General features: G+C 72.9%; 19 protein-coding genes. 14 read left to right on the top strand and 5 right to left on the bottom strand.

Annotated elements, in window-relative coordinates:
* Nucleotides 1-139: 139 nt before the first annotated feature.
* From ACF06X_RS21885 to nudC, 5 genes are all read left to right on the top strand, one after another.
* Complete coding sequence (locus ACF06X_RS21885; protein WP_392288914.1) at nt 140-4,027, top strand: UvrD-helicase domain-containing protein; 3,888 nt, start codon at nt 140-142, stop codon at nt 4,025-4,027.
* Between the two features lie 93 nt (nt 4,028-4,120).
* On the top strand, nt 4,121-4,978 hold the full coding sequence (locus ACF06X_RS21880) for a hypothetical protein (RefSeq protein ID WP_392288913.1): 858 nt from the start codon (nt 4,121-4,123) through the stop codon (nt 4,976-4,978).
* Between the two features lie 93 nt (nt 4,979-5,071).
* Complete coding sequence (locus ACF06X_RS21875; RefSeq protein ID WP_392288912.1) at nt 5,072-8,551, top strand: UvrD-helicase domain-containing protein; 3,480 nt, start codon at nt 5,072-5,074, stop codon at nt 8,549-8,551.
* A gap of 10 nt (nt 8,552-8,561) precedes the next feature.
* On the top strand, nt 8,562-9,995 hold the full coding sequence (locus ACF06X_RS21870) for a dipeptidase (protein WP_392288911.1): 1,434 nt from the start codon (nt 8,562-8,564) through the stop codon (nt 9,993-9,995).
* Nucleotides 9,996-10,047: 52 nt separating this feature from the next.
* Nucleotides 10,048-10,986, top strand: a complete 939-nt coding sequence (gene nudC / locus ACF06X_RS21865; RefSeq protein WP_392289046.1) for an NAD(+) diphosphatase — start codon at nt 10,048-10,050, stop codon at nt 10,984-10,986.
* A gap of 79 nt (nt 10,987-11,065) precedes the next feature.
* Here the strand turns inward: nudC and ACF06X_RS21860 are convergent, their stop codons facing one another.
* Complete coding sequence (locus ACF06X_RS21860; RefSeq protein WP_149547526.1) at nt 11,066-11,308, bottom strand: mycoredoxin; 243 nt, start codon at nt 11,306-11,308, stop codon at nt 11,066-11,068.
* 156 nt (nt 11,309-11,464) lie between these two features.
* Between ACF06X_RS21860 and ACF06X_RS21855 the strand changes: the two genes are divergently transcribed.
* From ACF06X_RS21855 to ACF06X_RS21835, 5 genes are all read left to right on the top strand, one after another.
* A complete protein-coding gene (locus ACF06X_RS21855) occupies nt 11,465-13,654 on the top strand; it encodes an ATP-dependent DNA helicase UvrD2 (RefSeq protein WP_392288910.1) in 2,190 nt (729 codons plus the stop codon).
* A 232-nt stretch (nt 13,655-13,886) separates the two neighbouring features.
* Nucleotides 13,887-14,225, top strand: coding sequence for a hypothetical protein (locus ACF06X_RS21850; protein ID WP_392289045.1), 339 nt, complete (start codon nt 13,887-13,889; stop codon nt 14,223-14,225).
* 173 nt (nt 14,226-14,398) lie between these two features.
* Complete coding sequence (locus ACF06X_RS21845; RefSeq protein WP_351667912.1) at nt 14,399-14,767, top strand: WhiB family transcriptional regulator; 369 nt, start codon at nt 14,399-14,401, stop codon at nt 14,765-14,767.
* A complete protein-coding gene (locus ACF06X_RS21840) occupies nt 14,764-15,087 on the top strand; it encodes a hypothetical protein (RefSeq protein WP_392288909.1) in 324 nt (107 codons plus the stop codon). The genes ACF06X_RS21845 and ACF06X_RS21840 overlap by 4 nt, the downstream gene beginning before the upstream one ends.
* 93 nt (nt 15,088-15,180) lie before the next feature.
* Entirely contained in the window at nt 15,181-15,363 is a 183-nt protein-coding gene (locus tag ACF06X_RS21835; RefSeq protein WP_392288908.1) for a hypothetical protein, read from the top strand.
* A gap of 12 nt (nt 15,364-15,375) precedes the next feature.
* Here ACF06X_RS21835 and ACF06X_RS21830 read toward each other — a convergent pair whose 3' ends face one another.
* Together ACF06X_RS21830 and ACF06X_RS21825 are read right to left on the bottom strand one after the other, a co-directional pair.
* Entirely contained in the window at nt 15,376-16,719 is a 1,344-nt protein-coding gene (locus ACF06X_RS21830; RefSeq protein WP_392288907.1) for an ABC1 kinase family protein, read from the bottom strand.
* Nucleotides 16,720-16,760: 41 nt separating this feature from the next.
* Nucleotides 16,761-17,924: a TOMM precursor leader peptide-binding protein gene (locus ACF06X_RS21825; RefSeq protein WP_392288906.1), complete on the bottom strand. Its 1,164-nt coding sequence runs from the start codon at nt 17,922-17,924 to the stop codon at nt 16,761-16,763.
* 226 nt (nt 17,925-18,150) lie between these two features.
* Between ACF06X_RS21825 and ACF06X_RS21820 the strand changes: the two genes are divergently transcribed.
* From ACF06X_RS21820 to ACF06X_RS21805, 4 genes are all read left to right on the top strand, one after another.
* Nucleotides 18,151-18,726: a M48 family metallopeptidase gene (locus ACF06X_RS21820; protein WP_392288905.1), complete on the top strand. Its 576-nt coding sequence runs from the start codon at nt 18,151-18,153 to the stop codon at nt 18,724-18,726.
* A gap of 107 nt (nt 18,727-18,833) precedes the next feature.
* Complete coding sequence (locus tag ACF06X_RS21815; RefSeq protein ID WP_392288904.1) at nt 18,834-20,438, top strand: TerD family protein; 1,605 nt, start codon at nt 18,834-18,836, stop codon at nt 20,436-20,438.
* Between the two features lie 13 nt (nt 20,439-20,451).
* Nucleotides 20,452-21,132 (top strand): AIM24 family protein, encoded by a 681-nt coding sequence (locus ACF06X_RS21810; RefSeq protein WP_392288903.1) that lies wholly within the window; start codon nt 20,452-20,454, stop codon nt 21,130-21,132.
* A gap of 19 nt (nt 21,133-21,151) precedes the next feature.
* On the top strand, nt 21,152-21,907 hold the full coding sequence (locus ACF06X_RS21805) for an AIM24 family protein (RefSeq protein ID WP_392288902.1): 756 nt from the start codon (nt 21,152-21,154) through the stop codon (nt 21,905-21,907).
* Nucleotides 21,908-21,981: 74 nt separating this feature from the next.
* Here the strand turns inward: ACF06X_RS21805 and ACF06X_RS21800 are convergent, their stop codons facing one another.
* On the bottom strand, nt 21,982-22,515 hold the full coding sequence (locus tag ACF06X_RS21800) for an NUDIX hydrolase (protein ID WP_392288901.1): 534 nt from the start codon (nt 22,513-22,515) through the stop codon (nt 21,982-21,984).
* Nucleotides 22,512-23,954, bottom strand: coding sequence for a zinc-dependent metalloprotease (locus ACF06X_RS21795; protein WP_392288900.1), 1,443 nt, complete (start codon nt 23,952-23,954; stop codon nt 22,512-22,514). Before ACF06X_RS21795 ends, ACF06X_RS21800 begins: the two co-directional genes overlap by 4 nt.
* Nucleotides 23,955-24,002 lie beyond the last annotated feature (48 nt).

Genomic DNA, 24,002 nt, shown 5'->3' with positions numbered 1-24,002 from the left:
GGCCGAGCGGCCCGATGACGGTACGGAGGCCCGTACGGAGTACGACTCGGGTGCCCTCCGTATCCCGTAACGTCGTCGTTCGCCCCGTACACCACCCCGTACACCTCGCCACCTTCTCGTTCAGGACCGGTCGATCCACGTGAGTTCCTCCTCCACCACCCGGCGTACGCCGTACCAGGGGCGGACCACGGGCGCGTACCGCCTCGTGCGGACCGCCCCGGCCCCGGTGGAGCCCCCTCTGCTGGACGCAGCCCAGCGTGAAGTGGTTGACCACGCGGGCGGGCCGCTGCTCGTCCTGGCCGGACCGGGCACCGGAAAGACGACGACGCTCGTGGAGGCGGTCGCCGCCCGCGTCGAGAAGGGCGCGGACCCGGAGCGGATCCTCGTCCTCACCTTCAGCCGCAAGGCCGCCGTGGAGCTGCGCGACCGGATGGCGGTGCGGCTCGGCGGCGCGCGGCCGCCGCAGGCGACCACCTTCCATTCGTACTGCTACGCCCTGATCCGCGCGCACCAGGACGCCGACCTCTTCGCCGAACCGCTGCGGCTGCTGTCCGGACCCGAGCAGGATCTCGCGGTACGGGAGCTGCTCGCGGGCCAGATCGACCTGGAGAAGGCGGGCCTCGGGCGGGTGCGGTGGCCGGACGAGCTGAGGGCCTGTCTGACGACACGGGGCTTCGCCGACGAGGTACGGGCCGTGCTCGCGCGCTCGCGGGAACTGGGCCTCGGACCGCGCTCCCTCGCGGAGTTCGCCCAGCGGGTCGGGCGGCCGGACTGGAAGGCGGCCGCCGGATTCCTGGCGGAGTACCTCGACGTCCTGGACCTCCAGGGCGTCCTCGACTACACCGAACTGGTGCACAGGGCGGTGCTGCTGTCCGAGCGGGTGACGCTGCCGCCCTACGACGCGGTCTTCGTGGACGAGTACCAGGACACGGACCCGGCGCAGCTGCGGCTGCTGCGGGCGCTGGCGGGCGACGGGCGCACGCTGGTCGCCTTCGGCGACCCCGACCAGTCGATCTACGCCTTCCGGGGCGCCGACGTCAACGGCATCCTCGACTTCCCCAACACCTTCGGGGGCGCCGAGGTGCGGGTCCTGACGCGTTCGCGCCGCTCGGGCGCCGAGCTGCTGGACGCGACCCGCCGGCTCACCGCGCGGATGCCGCTGCCGCGCCTGCCCGCCGAAAAGGTGCGGGCGCACCGGGAGCTGACGGCGGTACGGGACGGGGGGCGGCTGGAGGTGTACACGTATCCGACCGCCTCGACCGAGTCGGAGAACATCGCCGACCTCCTGCGCCGGGCCCACCTGGAGGACGGCGTCCCCTGGCAGGACATGGCGGTCCTGGTCCGCGCGGGAAGCACCGTCCCGGCCCTCCGCCGCGCCCTCACCTCCGCCGGCGTCCCCCTCGAGACGGACGCCGCCGACATCCCCCTCCGCCACGAGCCGGCGGTGGCCCCGCTCCTCCTCGCCCTCCGGACGGCGGCGACGGCGGACGCGGAGCCGCCGGGCCGGGACCCTGAGGTTTCCCAGGGCCCTGAGGTTCCCCAGGCCCCGGCGGTCCCGGGGGGCCCGGCGGTCCCGGGGGGCCCGGCGGTCCCGGACGTCCCGGGGGGCCCGGCGGTCCAGGAGGTCCCGGACGTCCCGGGCGGCCTGGAGGACGTGGGCGCCCTTGCCTCCGGCGTCCCCGACGCCTCCGGCACCTCCGGCACCCCCGAGACTCCGGGCGTCCCCGATGCCTCCGGCACCTCCGGCACCCCCGAGACTCCGGGCATCCCCGATGCCTCCGGCACCTCCGGCACCCCCGAGACTCCGGGCGTCCCCGATGCCTCCGGCACCTCCGGCACCCCCGAGACTCCGGGCGTCCCCGATGCCTCCGGCACCTCCGGCGTCCTCGACCGCTCCGGCGTCCTCGACCGCTCCGGCGCCTCCGGCGTCCTCGACCGCTCCGGCGCCTCCGGCGTCTCCGGCGTCCTCGACCGCTCCGGCGCCTCCGGCGTCTCCGGCGTCCTCGACCGCTCCGGCGCCCTCGACGCCTCCGGCGTGCCCGGCACCTCCGGCGTGCCCGAGGCCTCCGGCACCTCCGGAGAGGTCGACAGTGACGGCGATCCAGCCCCCGGGGCGGAGGGCCGCCCTGTCGACGCCGGCCCGGCGTCCGGTGTCTGGATCGATACCGAGACCGCCCTCTCGCTCCTCGCCTCGCCGCTCGCCGCCATGGACCCCGCCGACCTGCGGCGGCTCGGCCGCGCTCTGCGTGACGAGGAACGGGCCGGCGGGAACAGGGTTCCGCCGCCGTCCGACGTCCTTCTCGCCCGTGCCCTCGCCGAGCCCGAGCGGCTCGTCGCCCACGACCAGTCCTACGCCCGCGGCGCCAAGCGGCTCGGCGAGCTGCTCCAGCAGGCCCGCGCCCGCCTCGCCGCCGGAGGCACCGCCGAGGAGGCGCTCTGGCTGCTCTGGAACGGCACTCCCTGGCCCGGCCGCCTGGAGCGCGCCGCCCTGCGCGGCGGACCGGCCGGGCGCAACGCCGACCGCGACCTCGACGCCGTCTGCGCCCTCTTCGAGACCGCCGCGCGCGCCGAGGACCGCGTCGGCGGCCGCGGCGCGCTGAACTTCCTCGAAGAACTCGACGCCCAGGACATCGCCGCCGACACCCTCTCCCGGCGCCAGGCCCGCCCCGACGCCGTCCGGCTCATGACGGCCCACCGGTCCAAGGGCCTGGAGTGGAGCCTCGTCGTCGTCGCCGGCGTCCAGGAAGGGCTCTGGCCCGACCTGCGCCGCCGCGGCTCCCTCCTCGAAGCCGACCGCATCGGCCGCGACGGGCTCGCCGAACCCCTGACCCCCGGCGCCCTCCTCGCCGAGGAGCGCCGGCTCTTCTACGTCGCCGCCACCCGCGCCCGCGACCGCCTCGTCGTCACCGCCGTCAAGGCGCCCGCCGACGACGGCGACCAGCCCTCCCGCTTCCTCACCGAGCTCGGCACCGAGCCCAAGGACGTCGCCGGCCGCCCGCGCCGCCCCCTCGCCGTCGCCGCGCTCGTCGCCGAACTGCGCGCCACGACCGTCGACCCGGCCGCCTCCGACGCGCTCCGCGACGCCGCCGCCCAGCGCCTCGCCCAGCTCGCCGCGCTCACCGACGACGAGGGTCAGCCGCTGGTCCCCGCCGCCCACCCCGACCGCTGGTGGGGGCTGTTCGAGCCGACCCGGAGCGAGGTCCCGCTGCGGGACCGCGACCACCCCGTCGCGCTCTCCGGCTCCGCCCTCGACCAGCTCGCCAATACCTGCGCCCTCCAGTGGTTCCTCGGCCGCGAGGTCAAGGCCGCCGCCCCCGCCACGGCCGCCCAGGGCTTCGGTAACGTCGTCCACGTCCTCGCCGACGAGGTCGCCTCCGGCCGCACCCCGGCCGACCTCGACGTCCTCATGGCCCGCCTCGACTCGGTCTGGGACGCGCTCGCCTTCGACGCGCCCTGGAAGTCGGCGCAGGAGAAGGAGCACGCGCGCGTGGCGCTGGAACGCTTCCTGCGCTGGCACGTCATGGACCGCGGCGGCCGCACCTCCGCCGCCACAGAGCACGACTTCGACGTCACCCTCGAAGCCGGGGAGTACGAGGTCCGGATCCGCGGCTCCATGGACCGCGTCGAGGCCGACGAGCAGGGCCGGGCCTACGTCGTCGACTTCAAGACCGGCAAGTCCGCCCCGACCAGGGACGAGGTCGCCCACCACCCCCAGCTCGCCGTCTACCAGCTGGCGGTACGCGAAGGGGCCCTGGACGAGGTCTTCGACGGCCGCCGCCCCGAACCCGGCGGCGCCGAACTCGTACAGCTGCGCCAGCCCGCCCCCAAGAAGGAGGGCGGGGACGCGCTCCCGAAGATCCAGGCACAGGAACCCCTGGCGGGGGAGTGGGTCGGCGACCTGCTCGCGACGGCCGCCGGCCGGGTGCTGGACGAGCGCTTCACCCCCACCACCGGCCAGCACTGCACCCACTGCACCTTCCGCGCCTCGTGCAGCGCCCAGCCGGAGGGCCGCCACATCGTGGAGTAGGCCGGAGGTCGCGGCCGCGGTCACCCGACCGGAGTAGCGGCCGGGCGCCCGGCGGTTCAGTCTGGTACGAGGGGTCGACGCGAGGAGGGCGTCATGGCGTACCGACGCAGGCTCCGGGCCGCGATCGTCGTCTGTGCCGCCGTGATCGCCGGCACCGTCCCGGCGGGCGGCTGGTCCGTGGCCGACAGCCCGGCGACGGACGTACGGGTACGGCCGGCCGCCGCCATCGCCACCGCCGCACCCTCGCCCTCCCCCTCTCCCTCGCCCGATCCCTTCAAGGGGCTGAGCGCCGACCAGATCGCCGACCGTGCCGTCACCGCCACCCAGTCCGCGACCTCCCTCCGGATGGCCGGCCGGGTCACGTCGGACGACCAGCCGCTGGACGTCGACTTCGCCCTCAACGACAAGCGGGAGTGCAGCGGGCGGATGAAGATCAAGGGCGGCGCCGCCGAGCTGCGGCAGACCGACAAGGTCACGTACATGAAGGGCGACGAAGGGTTCTGGCGCGCCTCCATGACCTCGCAGGGCGTGCCGGAGCGCCAGATCGACGCCACGATCGAACTCCTCAAGGGCCGCTGGCTGAAGATCACGCCCGGCCAGCCGGGCAGCAGTGATCTGCGCGGGGTCTGCGACCTCAAGGCGCTCCTCGACGACATGGGCGAGGACCGGGACAGGGACAAGGACGAGGGCAGGGAGCTGACCAGGGGGCCGGACGCGAAGGTCGGCGGCACGCTCGTCGCCACCCTGGTGAAGAAGAAGGCCGGTGACGAGACGACCACGGTCTCGGTCGCCCAGAAGGGCAAGCCCTACATCCTCAAGATGGTCAAGGCGGGCGGCGACGAGCCGGGGACGATCGTCCTCTCCGACTTCGACAAGCCCGTGAAGGTCGTCGTACCGCCCGCGGAGGAGACGGTCGACCTCTCCAAGCTGGACCAGGGCACGAGGATCTGAGATCGGCGAGGACCTGAGCTCTCCGAAGCCTCGGGGAGCGAGCGCCACCGGCCGTGGTCGGCGCTGTCGGTGGTCGCCGTTAGCCTCTTTGGGGTGACCGCACGCATCAGCGACCCCGAGCAGCTCAAGGAGCTCCTCGGCATCCCGTTCACCCCGGAGCAGACGGCCTGCGTCATCGCGCCGCCCGCCCCGCAGGTCATCGTGGCCGGAGCCGGATCCGGCAAGACGACGGTGATGGCCGCCCGTGTGGTCTGGCTGGTCGGCACGGGCCAGGTCGCCCCCGAGCAGGTCCTCGGCCTGACCTTCACCAACAAGGCCGCAGGGGAGCTCGCCGAACGCGTCCGCACCGCGCTCGTACGGGCCGGGGTCACCGACCCCGACGTCATCGACCCCGAGAACCCCCCGGGCGAGCCCCGCATCTCCACGTACCACGCCTTCGCCGGGCAGCTGCTGACCGACCACGGTCTGCGCATCGGCCTCGAACCGACCTCCCGCCTGCTCGCCGACGCCACCCGCTACCAGCTCGCCGCGCGCGTGCTGCGCGAGGCACCGGGGCCGTACCCCGCCCTGACCCGGTCCTTCCCGACCCTCGTCAGCGACCTCCTCGCCCTCGACGCCGAGCTCGCCGAGCACCTCGTACGGCCCGAGGAGCTCATGGCGTACGACTCCGGACTCCTCACCGCCCTCTCCCGCGCCAAGCTCTCCAACGCCGACCTCCGCAAGGTCCCCGAGACGGCGGCCGCCCGCCGCGAGCTCCTCGACCTCGTCGTCCGCTACCGCGCCGCCAAGCGCTCCCGCGATCTCCTCGACTTCGGCGACCAGATCGCCCTCTCCGCCGAACTGGCCACCACGCGCGCGGAGGTCGGCGCGATCCTGCGGGACGAGTTCCGGGTCGTCCTGCTCGACGAGTACCAGGACACCTCCGTCGCCCAGCGGCTGCTGCTGTCCGGCCTCTTCGGTGGAGGCACGGGCCACGCCGTCACCGCCGTCGGCGACCCCTGCCAGGCGATCTACGGCTGGCGCGGCGCCTCCGTCGCCAACCTCGACGACTTCCCCGCCCACTTCCCGTACCAGGACGGCACGCCCGCCACCCGCCACGCGCTCTCCGAGAACCGGCGCAGCGGCGGCCGGCTCCTCGACCTCGCCAACGGGCTCGCCGCCCCGCTGCGCGCCATGCACGCGGGCGTGGAGGCGCTGCGCCCGGCGCCCGGCGCCGAAGCGGACGGCACGGTGCGGATCGCGCTCCTGCCCACGCACGCCGAGGAGATCGACTGGCTCGCCGACTCCCTGGCCCACCTGGTCCGCACCGGCAGGGAACCGGGCGAGATCGCGGTCCTGTGCCGGACGGCGACCGACTTCCCCGCCATCCAGGCCGCCCTGGTCGCCCGGGACATCCCGGTCGAGGTCGTGGGCCTCTCCGGGCTCCTGCACCTGCCCGAGGTCGCCGACCTGGTCGCCGTGTGCGAGGTGCTCCAGGACCCCGGCGCCAACGCCTCCCTGGTCCGTCTCCTGACGGGTCCCCGCTGGCGCATCGGCCCGCGCGACCTGGCCCTCCTCGGCCGCCGCGCCCGGCTCCTCGTCCACCGCGCCGGTGCGGACCCCGACGCGGACGCCGAGCAGCGGCTCGCCGCGGCGGTCGAGGGCGTCGATCCGGCCGAGGTGGTCTCGCTCGCCGACGCCCTCGACACGTTCCTGGAGTCGGGGGGCGAGGACGACGGACTGCCCTTCTCCGCCGAGGCCCGGGTCCGCTTCGCCCGCCTCGCCGCCGAACTGCGCTCCCTGCGCTCCTCGCTCGCGGACCCCCTGATGGACGTCCTGCACCGGGTCCTCGCCACCACCGGCCTCGAGGTCGAGCTCTCGGCCTCCCCGCAGGCCCTGGCCGCCCGCCGCCGCGAGACGCTCTCCCACTTCCTCGACATAGCGGCCGGCTTCGCCTCCCTGGACGGCGAGGCGAACCTGCTGGCCTTCCTCGGCTTCCTGCGCACGGCCGCGCAGTACGAAAAGGGCCTCGACAACGCGCTCCCGGGCGGCGAGAACACGGTCAAGGTCCTCACCGCGCACAAGTCCAAGGGCCTGGAATGGGACGTGGTGGCGGTGCCCGGCCTGGTCGCCTCCCAGTTCCCGAGCACCAGGGCCCGCGAGTCGTGGACCTCCCAGCCCCAGGTCCTGCCGCACGCCCTGCGCGGCGACGCCGCCACGCTGCCGGGGATCGACACCTGGGACGCCGCCTCCCTGAAGACCTTCAAGGAGCGGATGCGGGACCACCAGCACACCGAAGAGCTCCGCCTCGGCTACGTCACCTTCACCCGCCCCCGCTCCCTCCTCCTCGGCTCCGGCCACTGGTGGGGCCCGGCCCAGAAGAAGCCGCGCGGGCCCTCGGCGTTCCTCCAGGCGCTGTACGACCACTGCGCGGCCGGCTTCGGCGAGATCGAGGCCTGGGCCGACGAACCGCCCGAGGACGCCGAGAACCCGTCCCTCACCGAACACACCCAGGACCTGGCCTGGCCCCTCCCGCTGGACCCGCAGTCCTTCGAGCGCCGCAAGAAGGCAGCGGAGCAGGTCCGCACCCTGTTGTGGGCATACGTTCCGCATGGGGGTCCCCCCAGGACGAAGTCCGAGGGGGAGGACAAGGGTGAGGACCCCACGAACGCGCTGCCCGCGCAAGGGCCCGCACCCCAGGACCCCGACGAGCCCTGGCCCGATGAGCCCTGGCCCGACGACGAACCCCCCTTGGACGAGGACCCCTTCTGGGACGACGAGCCCCCCGCGGACGAGCCCCCCGCGGGCGAGGCCATCCAGGACGAGGCCCCCGTGGGCATCCCCACCCCCAGGGCCCCCGAACCCGACCTCACCCCCGAGGAGCGGAAAACCCTCGCCTCCTGGGATCGCGACCTCAGCGCCCTCACCACCGAGCTCCGCCGCTCCCGCGCCACCACCCGCGACGTCCCGCTGCCCGCCTACCTCTCCGCCTCGCAGGTCCTCCGCCTGGCCGCCGACCCCGACGGGTTCGCCCAAGAGCTGGCCCGCCCGATGCCCCGGCCGCCGCAGCCCGCCGCCCGCCGCGGCACGCGCTTCCACGCGTGGGTGGAGTCCCGCTTCGAGGAGCTGCCGCTCCCCCTGCTCGGCCCCGACGAGCTCCCCGGCGGCGAGGACTTCGCCGGCGAGCCGGAGATCGTCGACGAGCGGGACCTGGAAGCGCTGAAGGAGGCCTTCGCCCTCACCCCGTACGCCCGTCGCACCCCCCACCGCGTCGAGGTCCCCGTCCACCTCTCGCTCGCGGGACGGGTCGTCCGGGGCAGGATCGACGCCGTCTACCGGCATCCGGACACTGGCGCGTACGAGATCGTCGACTGGAAGACCAGCCACCTCCGCACCGCCGACCCCCTCCAGCTCGCGATCTACCGCCTCGCCTGGGCCGAGCAGCACGGCCTCCCCGTCGAGGAGGTCGCCGCCGCCTTCGTCTACGTACGGACGGGAGAGGTGGTACGCCCCGCCCGCCTCCCCGGCCGGGCCGAGCTGGAGAGCATCCTGCTGGGCGGACCGCCGGACGGGCCCGCCGCGGGCGCCGGATAGGCTCAGACGTATGAGCGAGACCCCGGACAACGCCGTCCAGACCGTACGTACGTACATCGAGCAGCACCGCGCCGCGTTCCTCGACGAGCTCGCCGAGTGGCTGCGCATCCCCTCCGTGTCGGCGATGCCCGACCACGCGGAGGACGTACGGCGCAGCGCCCGGTGGCTCGCGGCCAAGCTGTCCGAGACCGGCTTCACGACGGTCGAGGTCTGGGAGACCGGGGACGGCGCCGGCGGTCCCGCCGTCTTCGCCGAGTGGCCCTCGGGCGACGCCGACGCCCCGACCGTGCTGGTCTACGGGCACCACGACGTCCAGCCCGCCGCCCGCGAGGACGGCTGGCACACCGACCCCTTCGAGCCGCACGTCGTCGACGGCCGGATGTACGCGCGCGGTGCGGCCGACGACAAGGGCCAGGTCTTCTTCCACACGCTCGGCGTCCGCGCCCACCTCGCCGCGACCGGACGCACCGCCCCCGCCGTCAACCTCAAGCTGATCGTCGAGGGCGAGGAGGAGTCCGGGTCCCCGCACTTCCGCGACCTGGTCGAGGCCCACGCCGACCGGCTCGCCGCCGACGTCGTGATCGTCTCCGACACCGGCATGTGGTCCGAGGACACCCCGACCGTCTGCACCGGCATGCGCGGCGTCGCGGACTGCGAGATCGAGCTGTACGGACCCGACCAGGACATCCACTCCGGATCCTTCGGCGGCGCCGTGCCCAATCCGGCCACCGTCGCCGGCCGCATCGTCGCCGCGCTCCACGACGAGCACGAGCGCGTCGCCGTCCCCGGCTTCTACGACGGCGTCGCCGAGCTCTCCGACGCCGAGCGCGCCCTCATCGCCGAGCTGCCCTTCGACGAGGCAGCCTGGCTGAGCACGGCCAAGTCCCACGGCACCCTCGGGGAGGCCGGCTTCTCCACCCTGGAGCGTGTCTGGGCCCGCCCCACCGCCGAGGTCAACGGCATCGGCGGCGGCTACCAGGGCCCCGGCGGCAAGACCATCGTCCCCGCCTCCGCCCAGCTGAAGCTCTCCTTCCGGCTGGTAGCGGGCCAGGACCCGGACAAGATCGAGCTCGCGGTACGGGACTGGCTCGCCGGCCTGGTCCCCGCCGGCATCCGGTACGACATCGTCTTCGGCGCCCCGACCCGGCCCTGCCTTACCCCCCTCGACCATCCCGCCCTGCGGGCCGTCGCAGGGGCGATGAGCCGGGCCTTCGACGGCGCCACGGTCCGGTTCACCCGCGAGGGGGGTTCCGGACCCGCCGCCGATCTGCGGGACGTCCTGGGCGCGCCGGTGCTGTTCCTCGGCATCTCCGTACCGTCCGACGGCTGGCACGCCCCCAACGAGAAGGTCGAACTGGACCTCCTCATGAAGGGCGTCGAGACCACCGCTCATCTGTGGGGCGACCTGCCCGCTGCCGTCCCGGCAGCCGCCCCGCAGCGCTGAACGCCGAACCCACACACCTGATCCGGGGGAGTTGGAAGCACCTGTGAGCAGCATGAAGTACGAGTCCACGGATCGTCCGATCGGGCTCACCGCGCCGAGCGGCATCGACCGCGCGGCCCACCACCGTCTCGACGAGGCGTGGCTGGCGGCGGCCTGGAGCCACCCCACGACGCGCGTCTTCGTCGTCTCCGGCGGCCAGGTGCTGATCGACGACACTCCGGACGGCCGCACCGAACTGGTCATGACCCCGGCCTTCGAGGCGCCGGTCACCGAGACGCACCGCTACTTCCTGGGCACGGACGCCGAAGGCGTCTCCTACTTCGCCCTCCAGAAGGACTCGCTGCCCGGACGCATGGACCAGTCGGCCCGGGCGGCGGGCCTTCGCGAGGCCGGGCTGCTGCTGTCCCCCCGGGACGCGGGCCTCATGGTGCACGCCGTCGCCCTGGAGAACTGGCAGCGGCTGCACCGCTTCTGCTCCCGGTGCGGCGAGCGCACGGTCATCGCGGCCGCCGGCCACATCCGCCGCTGCCAGGCCTGCGGCGCGGAGCACTACCCGCGCACCGACCCCGCCGTGATCATGCTGGTCACGGACGAGGAGGACCGGGCCCTGCTCGGCCGCCAGGTCCACTGGCCGGAAGGCCGCTTCTCGACCCTCGCGGGCTTCGTCGAGCCGGGCGAGTCGATCGAGCAGTCGGTGGTGCGCGAGGTCTTCGAGGAGGCCGGTGTCACGGTCGGCGAGGTCGAGTACGTCGCCAGCCAGCCCTGGCCCTTCCCGTCCAGCCTGATGCTGGGCTTCTTCGCCCGCGCCACCTCCTCGGAGATCACCGTGGACGGCGAGGAGATCCAGGAGGCCCGCTGGTTCTCCCGCGAGGACCTGAGGGCCGCGTTCGAGTCGGGCGAGGTCCTGCCTCCGTACGGCATCTCGATCGCGTCCCGCCTGATCGAGCTCTGGTACGGCAAGCCGCTGCCGAAGCCGGGCGACGTCATCTGACCTTCCTTCCGGCTGAAACTGGCTGAAAAGAGCCCCCTCCCGGTGTGCCGGGAGGGGGCTCTTCCGCTCAGAGGGCCGCTCAGACGCCGACCTTCTGCTTGACCTGCGCGAGCGACGGGTTCGTCAGCGTCGAACCGTCCGCGAACAGCACGGTCGGAACCGTCTGGTTCCCGCCGTTGGCCTTCTCGACGAACGCGGCCGACTCCGGGTCCTGCTCGATGTTGATCTCCGTGTACGCGATGCCTTCGCGGTCCATCTGGCTCTTCAGCCGACGGCAGTAGCCGCACCACGTGGTGCTGTACATCGTCACAGTGCCCTGCATGGCCAGGCGCTCCTCTGTTCGCGGGTAAGTGCCGAGGGGTGAACGTACGCGCCCGCGCCGCCATTCCCGCCGCCGTTCCCGCATTCGTACGACCGGTGCCGCCGCCCTGTGGACAACCCGCCGCACGCTCCCCTCGGAACCTGGCAGCATGGCGGGGTGACAGCAGCAACGCACTCCCCTCTCTTCCCGCAGGTCCCCGAGTCGGCCGACGCGGTGCTCGACGGGCTCGACCCCGAGCAGCGCGAGGTCGCTCTGGCCCTGCACGGCCCGGTGTGCGTGCTGGCGGGAGCCGGTACGGGCAAGACGCGGGCCATCACCCACCGCATCGCCTACGGGGTGCGGGCGGGCATACTCCAGCCGGGCAGTGTGCTGGCCGTCACGTTCACCAACCGGGCCGCCGGCGAGATGCGCGGCCGTCTCCGGGAGCTCGGCGCCGGCGGTGTCCAGGCCCGCACCTTCCACTCCGCCGCGCTGCGCCAGCTCCAGTACTTCTGGCCGAAAGTCGTCGGTGGCGATCTTCCCCGGCTCCTGGAGCGCAAGATCCAGCTCGTCGCCGAGTCCGCCGCCCGCTGCCGTGTCCGCCTCGACCGGAACGAGCTGCGCGACGTCACCGGCGAGATCGAGTGGGCCAAGGTCACCCAGACCGTCCCCGGCGACTACCCGGCGGCCGTCGCCAAGTCGGTCCGTGACGCTCCTCGCGACCCGGCCGAGATCGGCCAGATCTATGCGATGTACGAGCAGCTGAAGCGCGACCGCTCGGTGATCGACTTCGAGGACGTGCTGCTGCTCACGGTCGGCATCCTCCAGGACCGTCACGACATCGCCGACCAGATCCGCCGGCAGTACCAGCACTTCGTCGTGGACGAGTACCAGGACGTCTCCCCGCTCCAGCAGCGGCTCCTCGACCTGTGGCTCGGCGACCGCGACAACCTCTGCGTCGTCGGCGACGCCAGCCAGACCATCTACTCCTTCACCGGCGCCACCCCCGACCACCTGCTGAACTTCCGCACCCGGCACCCGGACGCCACGGTCGTGAAGCTCGTCCGCGACTACCGCTCCACCCCCCAGGTGGTCCACCTCGCCAACGGACTCCTCAGCCAGGCGCGCGGCCGGGCCGCCGAGCACCGCCTGGAGCTGATCTCCCAGCGCGACCCCGGCCCGGAGCCCGCCTACACGGAGTACGCCGACGAGCCCGCCGAGGCCGAGGGCACCGCCCGGCGCATCCGCGACCTGATCGCCGCCGGCGTCCCGGCCGGCGAGATCGCGGTCCTCTACCGGATCAACGCCCAGTCGGAGGTCTACGAGCAGGCGCTCGCCGACGCCGGAGTGCCCTACCAGCTGCGCGGCGCCGAGCGCTTCTTCGAACGCCAGGAGGTACGGGAAGCGGGCATCGCCCTGCGCGGCGCCGCCCGCGCCGGTGGGAACGACGCGCTGCTCGACGAGGTCGAGGACCTGCCCTCGCAGGTCCGCGCGGTGCTCTCCACCAAGGGCTGGACGACCGAGCCGCCCGCCGGCTCCGGCGCCGTCCGCGACCGCTGGGAATCCCTGGCCGCCCTCGTCCGCCTCGCGGAGGACTTCGCCCGCGCCAAGCCCGGCGCCACCCTCTCCGACCTGGTCGCCGAGCTCGACGAACGGGCCGCCGCCCAGCACGCCCCGACCGTCCAGGGCGTCACGCTCGCCTCCCTGCACGCGGCCAAGGGCCTGGAGTGGGACGCCGTCTTCCTCGTCGGCCTCACCGAGGGCATGATGCCGATCACGTACGCCAAGACCGACGAGCAGGTCGAGGAGGAGCGCCGGCTGCTGTACGTCGGGGTCACCCGCGCCCGGCTCCACCTCTCGCTCTCCTGGGCGCTCTCCCGCTCCCCGGGCGGCCGCGCCTCCCGGCGCCCGACCCGGTTCCTCAAGGGGCTGCGGCCCGGCTCCGGCGCGCTCGGCGCGGCCGGAGCGGGCGGCGGCGGCTCCGTCGAGCGGGGCAGCGGCGGCGGCCGGCGCAAGCGTCGTGGGCCGGTGCTCTGCCGGGTCTGCGGGGCCACCCTCACCGAGGCCGGCGAGATGAAGCTCATGCGGTGCGAGGACTGCCCCTCCGACATGGACGAGGCGCTGTACGAGCGGCTGCGCGAGTGGCGCTCCGACCAGGCCAAGCAGCTCGGACAGCCCGCGTACTGCGTGTTCACCGACAAGACGCTGATGGCCATCGCCGAGTGCGTGCCCTCCACCGACGGGGAGCTCGCCGCGATCTCCGGGGTCGGCGCCCGCAAGCTGGACCGGTTCGGCGCCGACGTCCTGGCCCTCTGCGCGGGCGAAGAGCCAGGTGAGGAGCGTGCGGGAGACGACGCGGAGGACTGATCCAAACTCGTCGGAAAAATAGTTTGCGCACGCCCCGTCAAGCCCCATAGGTTCTTAACCACGGAAACAGCGGCTTCTTCGAAGCCCTGTCTTCGTGCTGTACTTATCCGAATACGTGAGCGCCCGGTTCACCCCGAGCTCCCCTAGACGCCGAGAGGAGGCGAATCCAGTGATCAGCTACATCGACAGCAACGTCAGCGTCAGCAACGTCAGCTTCGTCGGCACCGACAAAATGACCGATCGCTCGGTCGCCTCCGCCTGCTCGCTCGGCCTCTCCGCTTCGGCGTTCATTGGCAGCGGTCTCGTCGGCAGCGGTCTTCCTGGCACCGGTCTGTCCGGCCTCGGCATGGCCGGCGTCGGCGCCCTGCGGCCGGCGGCCGTTCCGGCGGGTCTTCCCGCCATGGAGCGCAATGAGCGACCGGCCAAGGCACTGGAAGCAGGAGTAGCAGCAGTCAAGGCCGCCCAGGCCTATGGCTTTGCGGCGACCGGTGCCGAGACCAAGAAGCAGACGACGCAGCACCACACGATGTGGGCCTTCCGTGGGCTCGAACCCTGGAGTGATCCAGCCTGATCCTCGATCAGGCCGGCGCCTTCAGGGCCGCGGAACCCCACCCGGGATCCGCGGCCCTTCTGTTTGTCCCCGAACGGGGATGACGGAGCGAAGGGGCCTCGGGACCAGCAGAACCCGGTACCAGCCGAAACCCCGGTCAACAGGCCGGAACGACCAGACGAGGAAAGACCACCGTGCAACTCGAAGCGCACGCCCCGTCCGTACCGCCTTCCGAAACGATCCCCCCGCCCGGCCTCACGGAGGACTCCACCTTGACCCCCCTCACCGCGCTCACCGCGCTCGACGACGCCATCGAGAACCTCGGTGTACCCGTCCCCTGCCGCTCGTTCGACCCGGAGGTCTTCTTCGCCGAGTCCCCGGCGGACGTCGAGTACGCCAAGTCCCTCTGCCGCACCTGCCCGCTGATGGCGGCCTGCCTCGCCGGCGCGAAGGAGCGGCGCGAGCCGTGGGGCGTCTGGGGCGGAGAGCTGTTCGTCCAGGGCGTGGTCGTCGCCCGGAAGCGGCCGCGTGGCCGCCCGCGCAAGAACCCGGTCGCGGCATGAACGTCACCGGAACCATCGACCGACCCCTCACGCACGATCCCCAGAAGCAGGCCCCGATGACCTCGTCCACGAGCGAGCCCTGCGGCTCCGCGACCCCAGACGTTTCCATCACCGGCGCGAACGCCTCGCGTCAGAACAGGACCCGTGAGATGCAACTCATTCCAGAAGCCATGGCCCGTGCTCATATGCGCGACCGCCTGCGGGAAGCCGACGCGGAACGCCAGGCCCTGCGCCTGGTCGCCGCCCGGCGGATGCAGCGGCGAGCCGAGCGCGCTTCGCTGCGCGCCCGGCGCGCGCTGGCCATGGCCGTCATGCACTGACCCGAAGAAACCACGCGGGGGCCGGTCCTGACGGACCGGCCCCCGCGGTGCGTTGCTGCGCGGCCCGCGCCCTGGCGCACTATCGTCGGCAGGGTGAACGACGCCCGGAAACCCGAGGAGGTCGTCGTGTGCGCCGGCTGCGGCAAGACCGCGGAGGAGCCCCCGGTGACCTGGAGCTGCTCCGTGGAGAACGGCACCCGCCGCTACCTCTGCGACACCTGCGCCCGTGACCACATCCGCTCCATCGAGGGCCGCCTCGACTCCGCCTGGTGGTGACGGGCTCCCGGCTCACTCGGTCGCGACGAAGCCGGGCAGCCACTCCTCCAGTTCGTCGCGCAGCCGCACCGTCGCGTCCAGCTGACAGAGCACCCCGATCGTGCTCAACGTCACGCGGTGTATCAGCAGGTACGAAGGCGGCAGGTTGAGCTTCTTGCCCAGCTGGTGCGCGGGGGAGCGCGGGTCGGCGATGCGGGCGGCCTGGTTCCTCAACCAGCCCCTGCTGAAACCGAAGGCGTCCACCTCGGCCGGTTCGATGATCGGCAGCAGGTACGCCAGTACCTCGTCCGGGTCGAGAGCGATGGACTCCTTGACGAACCCCTCCTCCCGCAGCAGCGCGTAGACCGTCTCGGCATCACCCTCCAGGGTCAGCCGCAGACAGGTGCCGATCGTCTCCGGCAGCCCGCCCGGCAGCCGGTCGACCGTGCCGAAGTCCAGCACCCCCAGGCGCCAGCTCTCCGGCCCCTCCGCGTCGTCGGCGCCCGGCAGCAGCCGGAAGTTCCCGGGATGCGGGTCCGCGTGCAGCAGCCCCGTCCGGGCCGGGCCGGAGAAGAGGAAACGGGCGAGGAGCTGACCGGCCCGGTTCCGCTGCTCCTCGGTTCCGTCCGCGATCACCTCCGACAGCGGGATCCCGTCGATCCACTCCGTCACCAGCACCTGTTCCGACTGGTGCACCACCCCCGGCACCACCACGTCGGGGTCGTCCGCGAACTCCTCCGCGTGCTCCCGCTGCGCCTGCGCCTCCAGGCCGTAGTCCAGCTCCTCCGCCACCCGGTCGCGCAGCTCCTTGATGAGCGGCTTGACGTCCATCCCCGGAATCAGCGGTCCCAGCAGCCGGGCGAAGCGGCTCAACTGCGCGAGATCCGACAACAGGGCCTCGCCCGCCCCCGGATACTGCACCTTCACGGCGACCTCCCGGCCGTCGTGCCACACCGCCCGGTGCACCTGGCCGATGGAGGCCGCCGCCGAGGGCTTGTCCTCGAACTCCATGAACAGCTCACGCCACTCGGCGCCGAGCCGCTCCTCCAGCACGCCGTGCACCGTACGCGTGGGCATCGGCGGCGCCGCCTCCTGGAGCTTGGTGAGCGCCGCCCGGTACGGGCCCGCCACCTCCTCGGGAAGCGCCGACTCGAAGACGGACAGCGCCTGCCCGAACTTCATCGCTCCGCCCTTGAGCTCGCCCAGGACCTTGAACAGCTGTTCCGCCGTGCGCTGTTGCAGCTCCCGGGCGACCAACTCCGCGGACCTCCCGCCGATCCGTTTGCCCAGGCCCCACGTGGCCCGTCCCGCGAAGCCCAGTGGCAACGCGGCCAACTTGGCGGTCCGGGTGACCGCCTTCCGGGGAAGATCAGACATGCGCCCCTCCAATTCCCAGACTGCGGTGCCGCACAGGGCGGTTATCCCGCCATTGTGTCGTGCTGGTTTCTCGCGCCCGAGGCGCGCTCCCCTTCCGCGTGACGTACCGGCTCGCGCGCGGCGCCACAGGGGCACGCGGGGTGGGGCCTGAGCCGCTCCTCGCGCCACTCGAGCAGCGGCAGCGCCGCCTCCCAGCGGGCTCCCGTGCTCGCGGGCAGCTCCCCGTCCAGAAAGGCCAGCGCGTGGGCCGCAGCGAGCCCCGCCACCGCCGTCGCGAGACCGAGGTCACACGGCGGCACCGGCTCCGCCGCGCCCGAGCGCCACTGCGCGAGCATCCGCGGCCAGACCGGCTCCCGGTCGGTCCGTTCCTCCTGGGCGCACCGCGCGCAGGCCGTCCCGCCCGGCAGCACCAGCGGCCCCACCACTCCTGTCGCCTCCAGCACCCCGGCGTAGAGGTGGGGCGTGCCGGTGGCGATCCAGTGCTCGGCCGTCACGGGATCGGGGGCATAGGCGGCGAACCCGTCCCGCGGTGTCACCACGACGAGTGAGAGGGCGGGCTCGCCACCGCTGTCACCCGGGACGGGGGCGGGCGCCCGCGGGGCGCGGCCGCCGGGCGCGGAGCGCCCCACGAGCCGGCGGGCCGCCACCGCCCGGCGCTCGCCCACCGCCTCGGGTGGAAGGCCGCCCGGAGACGTCTCCCAGGGCAGCACCGTGCCGGAGTCCAGCACCTCCACCCGGCCCACCCCCGAGGCCGAGAGCAGGGCCGCGATCGCCGCGCCGACCCTGCCCGCGCCCCGGACCTGGACGCGCACGGCCCGCCGGGCGGCCAGGCGCCCGGCCGCCCCGTCCGGTTCGGGATGGACCACGGAGAGTGAGGCCAGGTCGGCGCGGAGCGGATCGAGCGCGCGGTCCGCGGGCCGCGGCGCGCCGGCCGCGCCGGGCCGGCCGGCCGCCCCGTCCGCGACGAGCCCGGCCGAGGACAGCCGCTCGATCAGCGCCTCCAGCTGCCCCTCGGGCAGCCCGAGCGCCCGGGCCTCGGCGCGGAGCAGCTCCATGCCGCGAGTGCCGTCGAAGAGCCCGAGCAGGCTGCCGGTGGTGGTGTCGAGCGGTCCGACCACGACCGCGTGCGCGGAAGTGGCTCCGAACTGCACCGACTGAAGATTTCGCCAGGCGCGTCGCAGCGCCGGTTTCAGCATCGGATGCATCTCCGTCCCCCCGTGATCTCGGCCGATGATCTTCCTCGCTCTCGGCCGTTCCCCGTCGGGCGGCCGGTCGAGCCGTTCTCAGACTGCCCGGGTGTCGGGGTGGTCGCGAAAAGTTGTCCACAAGGGCGGGGTGTTAATCATTCAAATGGTGCGGGGGGTGGCGGGATCGCGGCCGAACCGTCCGGAGGCGGGACTTCCCCCGCTGACAGCGGGTAACGTCGGGGCCGTGCCCGCCGACCCACAGCGCAGCGTGACAAGCAAACCGCCCCGCGGCTCGGGGACGAGTGCGGTCGAGGTCCGCAGAAGCTCCCGGCGGAGGAGAACCGTCTCCGCCTACCGTGAGGGCGACCGGACGATCGTGCTCATCCCGGCCCGGATGTCCGAGGCGGAGGAGCAGCGCTGGGTGACGGTCATGCTGGACAAGCTCGCCGCCCAGGAGAGCAGGCGCGTCCTCGGCGACAGCGCGCTGACCGAGCGGGCCGAGCGGTTGTCGGAACAGTATTTCGGCGGCCGGGCCCGACCGGCGTCCGTGCGGTGGGTGACCAACCAGAACACCCGCTGGGGCTCGTGCACCCCCTCCGAGGGCAGCATCCGACTCTCGCACCGCCTCCAGGGCATGCCCGAGTACGTCGTCGACTACGTCCTCGTCCACGAGCTGGCCCATCTCCTGGTGCCGGGTCACGGCCCCCGGTTCTGGCGGCTCCTCGAGGCGTACCCGAGGACCGAACGGGCGCGCGGATATCTCGAGGGCGTGGTCGCCGCGGACCGGCTGCCCCACCTGCCGGGAGCCCGTGAGGAGTGACCGCTGCAATCCTGTACCGAATGCGTACCGGCTTGCCTCAATGTCGGATCCAGCCGTTAGCCTGACGCGACGGATTCGTATTTCGGGATGGGGGACGGTCGTTACGCATGGCCAGGGAATTCCAACGCGGCCACAAGGCCAAGATCAGTGATCTGACACCCGGGACCGATCTGTACGTGGGCGTGCAGATCGCCGCACCCGGACTGACCTTCGACATCAGCTGCTTCGGCCTCGACGCGAACGAGCAGCTCTCGGACGACCGGTACTTCATCTTCTTCAACCAGCCGAAGTCGCCGGAGGAGTCGATCCAGCTGCTCGGCGCGCAGTCGGGCGACACGGAGTCCTTCCGCGTCACGCTGGACCGCATCCCGGCGAACATCCACAAGCTGTCGTTCACCGCGACCATCGACGGCGCCGGCCAGATGTCGCAGATCGGTCCCGGCTACATCCGGATCGTGGCGGGCGGCGAGGAGGTCGTCCGGTACGCCTTCACGGGCTCCGAGTTCTCCACGGAGCGCGCCGTCATGCTCGGCGACTTCTACCTCAAGGACGTCTGGCGGTTCGCCGCCGTCGGCCAGGGCTTCGACGGCGGCCTCGACGCGCTGCTGAAGAACTTCGGCGGCGAGGTCGCCGAGGAGCAGCCCGCCGCGCAGCAGCCCCAGGGCGCCCCGGGCTTCGCCCCGCCCGCCTTCGGCGCTCCGGCCGCGCCGCAGGTTCCGCAGCCCGCCCCGGCGTTCGGGACACCGGCTCCGGCGCCGCAGGCCCCGGTCCAGCCGGTGCACGCGGGCCCCACGATGGCGGCGCCCATGGCCCCGCCCGCTCCGGCCCCCGCTCCCGCCCCGTACGGCCAGCCGCAGCCGCCCCAGCAGCCGCAGTTCGGCCAGGTCCCCGGTCAGGTCCCCGGTCAGTTCCCCCCGCCCGGCGCGCCCGCGCCGTACGGCCACCCCGCCCCCGGCGGGTACGGACAGCCGCAGTTCGGCCAGCAGCCCCCCGGCATGCCGGGTCAGCCGGGTGTCCCGCAGGGGGTTCCCCAGGGCGTCCCGGCCACCGGCGCCGGACTCGCCGCGGCGCTCCAGCCGTACAAGGAGACCGCCACCGGCGCCCGTTGGACGCCGCAGAACCAGCAGCTCATGCGGGTCGACCTCGCCATGGGCGGCGTGCCCGTCCTGGCCCGCCAGGGCAGCATGGTCATGTACCAGGGCAAGGTCGAGTTCAGCCACAAGGGAGCCGGCTTCGCCGGCCGGATCGTCGGCAACGCCACCGGCCAGGAGATGCAGCTCATGCGCTGTACCGGCCGCGGCCAGGTCTTCCTCGCCGAGGAGGGCGCCCACCTCCACCCGATCGAGCTCCAGGGCGACGGCATCTGCGTCTCCGCCGAGAACGTGCTCGCCTTCGACGAGTCCCTGCAGTACGAGGTGCGCCGGATCGAGGGCCACGGAATCCCCGGCGGCGCGCTGTTCACCATGCAGTTCCAAGGCACCGGCACCGTCGTCGTCAAGACGCACGGCATCCCGGTCGTCCTGCCCGTCACGCCGACCACCTTCGCCGACTGCAACGCGGTCGTCGCCTGGTCGTCCGCGTCCCAGGTCATCCTCTCCAGCCAGGTCCGGCTGCGCCGCAACGCGTACCCCGGACACAGCGGCGAGACCGTGAACCTCCAGTTCCGGGGCGCCCCCGGCAACTTCATCGTCGTCCAGCCCTACGAGGTCTGAGGGAGCCCGAAGAATGAACCAGCAACTCGCGGGCTTCGCCCCGACCCCCATGGCGGCCCGGATGGAGAACCACGGCCGCACCATGCTGAAGGTCGCCATGGCCTCCGGCCAGGACCTGTACGCGCGCACCGGCTCGATGGTCGCCTACGAGGGCTTCGTCACCTACGAGCCCAACCCGCCCGCCGCCCGCCAGGTGGCTCAGCAGTGGATCACCGGCGAGGGCGCGCCCATCATGAAGTGCTCCGGCGACGGACTGCTCTACCTCGCCGACTACGGCGCGGACGTCGTCGTGATCAACCTTCAGAACGACTCGCTCTCCGTCAACGGCACCAACCTCCTCGCCTTCGACGCCCACCTCCAGTGGGGCGTGGAGAAGGTCAAGGGCCTCGCCAAGTTCGCCGGGCAGGGCCTGTTCAACGTCGAGATCGCCGGAACCGGCTGGGTCGCCCTGACCTCGCGCGGCACCCCGATCGTCGTCGACTGCGGCCGCGGCGAGGACGAGACGTACGTCGACCCCGACGCGCTCGTCGCCTGGTCGCCGGCGCTCAAGGTCAAGGGCAAGCGCAGCTTCAAGGCCTCGTCCCTGATCGGGCGGGGCAGCGGCGAGGCGTTCCAGATGGCCTTCTCCGGCCAGGGCATCGTCGTCGTACAGCCGAGCGAGGACAGCACCGACCGCCTGCGGATCCGGGGCTGAGGGGGAGCGAGAACACACCATGCAGAGCCCGCTTTTCAACTACGCCGAGCAGCAGAGCCAGGAACGGTACGTCATCCAGAACCCGCAGCTGCTGCGGGTCGCCCTCACCGGCCAGGACGACATCCTCGCCCGCAAGGGCGCCATGGTGGCCTACCAGGGGCTCGTCGACTTCGACGGCGAGTACCAGACGCCCAGCCAGCGCCGGGCCCAGGCCCGCACCGGCGAAGGCCTCGACCTCATGCGCTGCTCCGGCCAGGGCACGGTCTACTTCGCCAACCTCGCCCAGTACATCCACGTCGTGGAGGTCGACCAGGAGGGCATGACCGTGGACAGCGCCTATGTCCTGGCGCTGGACTCGACCCTGCACACCGAAGTCATCGCCGTCGACAGCCAGTACGGCATCTCCGGCTCCGGGAAGTACCAGCTCAACATCTCCGGCCGCGGCAAGGTCGCCCTCATGACCTCCGGTCAGCCGCTGATGATGCACGTGACGCCGGAGAAGTACGTCAACGTCGACGCGGACGCCATCGTCGCCTGGTCCACCGGGCTGCGCGTGCAGATGCAGGCACAGACGACGAACTCCAACGTCCGCCGCCGCCGCGGCACCACGGGCGAGGGCTGGGAGCTGAGCTTCCTCGGGCAGGGCTTCGCCCTGGTCCAGCCGAGCGAGGTCATGCCGCCGCAGAACGCGGCCATCGGCCAGGGCGTCGCCGCCCAGTTCGGCGCCGGCCAGCACGGCTCGCACGCCCAGAACCAGAACAACGCCTGGAACTGAGCCCGTTCACGGATGAGGGTTTCCTACGGGTAAGGGGCGGTCGCCAATGGCGACCGCCCCTTACCCGTGCCGGGCTACAGCCGTGCCAGGGTGTCCTGGAGGAGCCGGACCACCGACGCGTCGGCCACGTCCGCGACCTCGTCGTAGCCGTACCAGCGCAGGTCCAGCGACTCCTCGCTGATCTCCGCCACCGAACCGGCCGGAGCCAGCGCCGCGTACTGCACGTCCAGATGCCAGTGACAGGGCGCCGGAATGGCGTGCCGGTCCAGGCGCACCGGGCCGCCCGGCAGCAGCGTCAGACCGGCGATCCCGGACTCCTCCGTCGCCTCGCGCAGCGCGGCCGCGGCCACCGTGGCGTCCCCCGGCTCGCAGTGGCCCCCCATCTGCAGCCACATGCCGAGCTTCCTGTGCAGCGTCAGGAGGACCCGCCCGCGCTCCGGATCGACGACCAGCGCACTCGCCGTCAGATGCCCGGCGTCGCACGCCTTCCACATGCCGTCCTCGTGCGCGGCCAGATGATCCAGATAGGTCTGACGCAGCTCGCCCTGGCCGTCGTGCCCGCTGTCGTACGCCTTCAGGACCAGGACCGCGTCGTCGTGCAGGCTCACTTGTCGCTGTCGTCCTCGTCGTCCTCGGAGCGGTCCCGCTTGCCCGCCGCCTCGCCCAGCATCTTGTCCAGCTCGGAGAAGTCGAGCTGCTCGCGGTGGACGAAGCCGTCCGGGTCGTCCAGGTCGGACGCCGTCGGCAGCATGTCCGGGTGCTCCCACAGATCGTCACGGCCGTCCACACCGCGCGCGTCCGTGAGCGAGGCCCACAGCCGCGCGGCGTCCCGCAGCCGGCGCGGGCGCAGCTCGAGGCCGATCAGCGTCGCGAAGGTCTGCTCGGCCGGCCCACCGCTCGCCCGGCGCCGGCGCAGCGTCTCGCGCAGCGCGTCGGCCGAGGTCAGCCGGGACTTCGCGGCCTCGTGGACCACCGCGTCCACCCAGCCCTCGACCAGCGCGAGCGCCGTCTCCAGACGGGCCAGGGCGGCCTTCTGCTCCGGCGTGTCCTCGGGCTGGAACATGCCCTGCTGCAGAGCCTCCTGCAGCTGCTCCGGGTGCGTCGGGTCCAGCTGGCCGACCGCGTCCTCCAGCTTGGAGGTGTCGACCTTGATCCCGCGGGCGTAACCCTCGACCGCGCCGAACAGATGCGAGCGCAGCCACGGCACATGGGCGAAGAGCCGCTGGTGGGCGGCCTCGCGCAGCGCCAGATACAGCCGGACCTCGTCCTTGGGGACACCCAGGTCCTTGCCGAAGGCCTCGATGTTCAGCGGCAGCAGCGCCGCCTTGCCGGCAGGGCCGAGCGGCAGACCGACATCGGTCGAGCCGACGACCTCGCCCGCGAGCGCGCCCACCGCCTGGCCGATCTGCTGGCCGAACATGGCGCCGCCCATGGAGCGCATCATGCCGATCAGCGGGCCCGCCATGGCCTGCATCTCCTCGGGCAGCACGTCGCCCATCGCCGCGCCGACCCGCTCGGCGACCGGGTCCACCAGCTGCTGCCACGCCGGCAGCGTCGCCTCGACCCACTCCGCGCGGCTCCACGCCACCGCCGTGCTCGCCCCGGACGGCAGGGAGGTCACCCCGTCCAGCCACAGGTCGGCCAGGCGCACCGCCTCCTCGACCGAGGCCTTCTCGGCCGGGCCGACACTGGCGTCCTTGGTGCCGTCGGAGGTGCCCTGGGCGACCACCTGGCGGGCGATCTGCTTGGCCATGTCCCAGTTCACCGGGCCGCCCTCGTACGAGAGCATCTGGCCGAGCTGCTGGAAGGCCGCGCCCAGGTCGTTCGGGTTCAGGGAGCCGAACATCGCCGCGAAGGGATTGTCCGCCCCGCCCGGACCGCCCATGCCGGGCAGACCGCCGAAACCGAAGGGATTGGCACCGAACGGGTTCCCGCCGCCCTGGCCACCGGACCCCTGGCCACCTCCGGCGGGGTCCTTCTTCTTGCCCTCGTCGCCGTTCTCCGGCTCCTCCGGCGGAAGGCCGAATCCGAATGGGGTGTCACTCACAGGTTTCCTCGGCTCGTAGGGCCGCCGGCCTCCTGCCGACGGCGACTG

Source organism: Streptomyces sp. NPDC015346 (assembly GCF_043078785.1).
Taxonomy (GTDB): domain Bacteria; phylum Actinomycetota; class Actinomycetes; order Streptomycetales; family Streptomycetaceae; genus Streptomyces.
The sequence above is the reverse complement of the archived record's forward strand: the minus strand, read 5'-3'. Positions and strand labels throughout refer to the sequence as shown.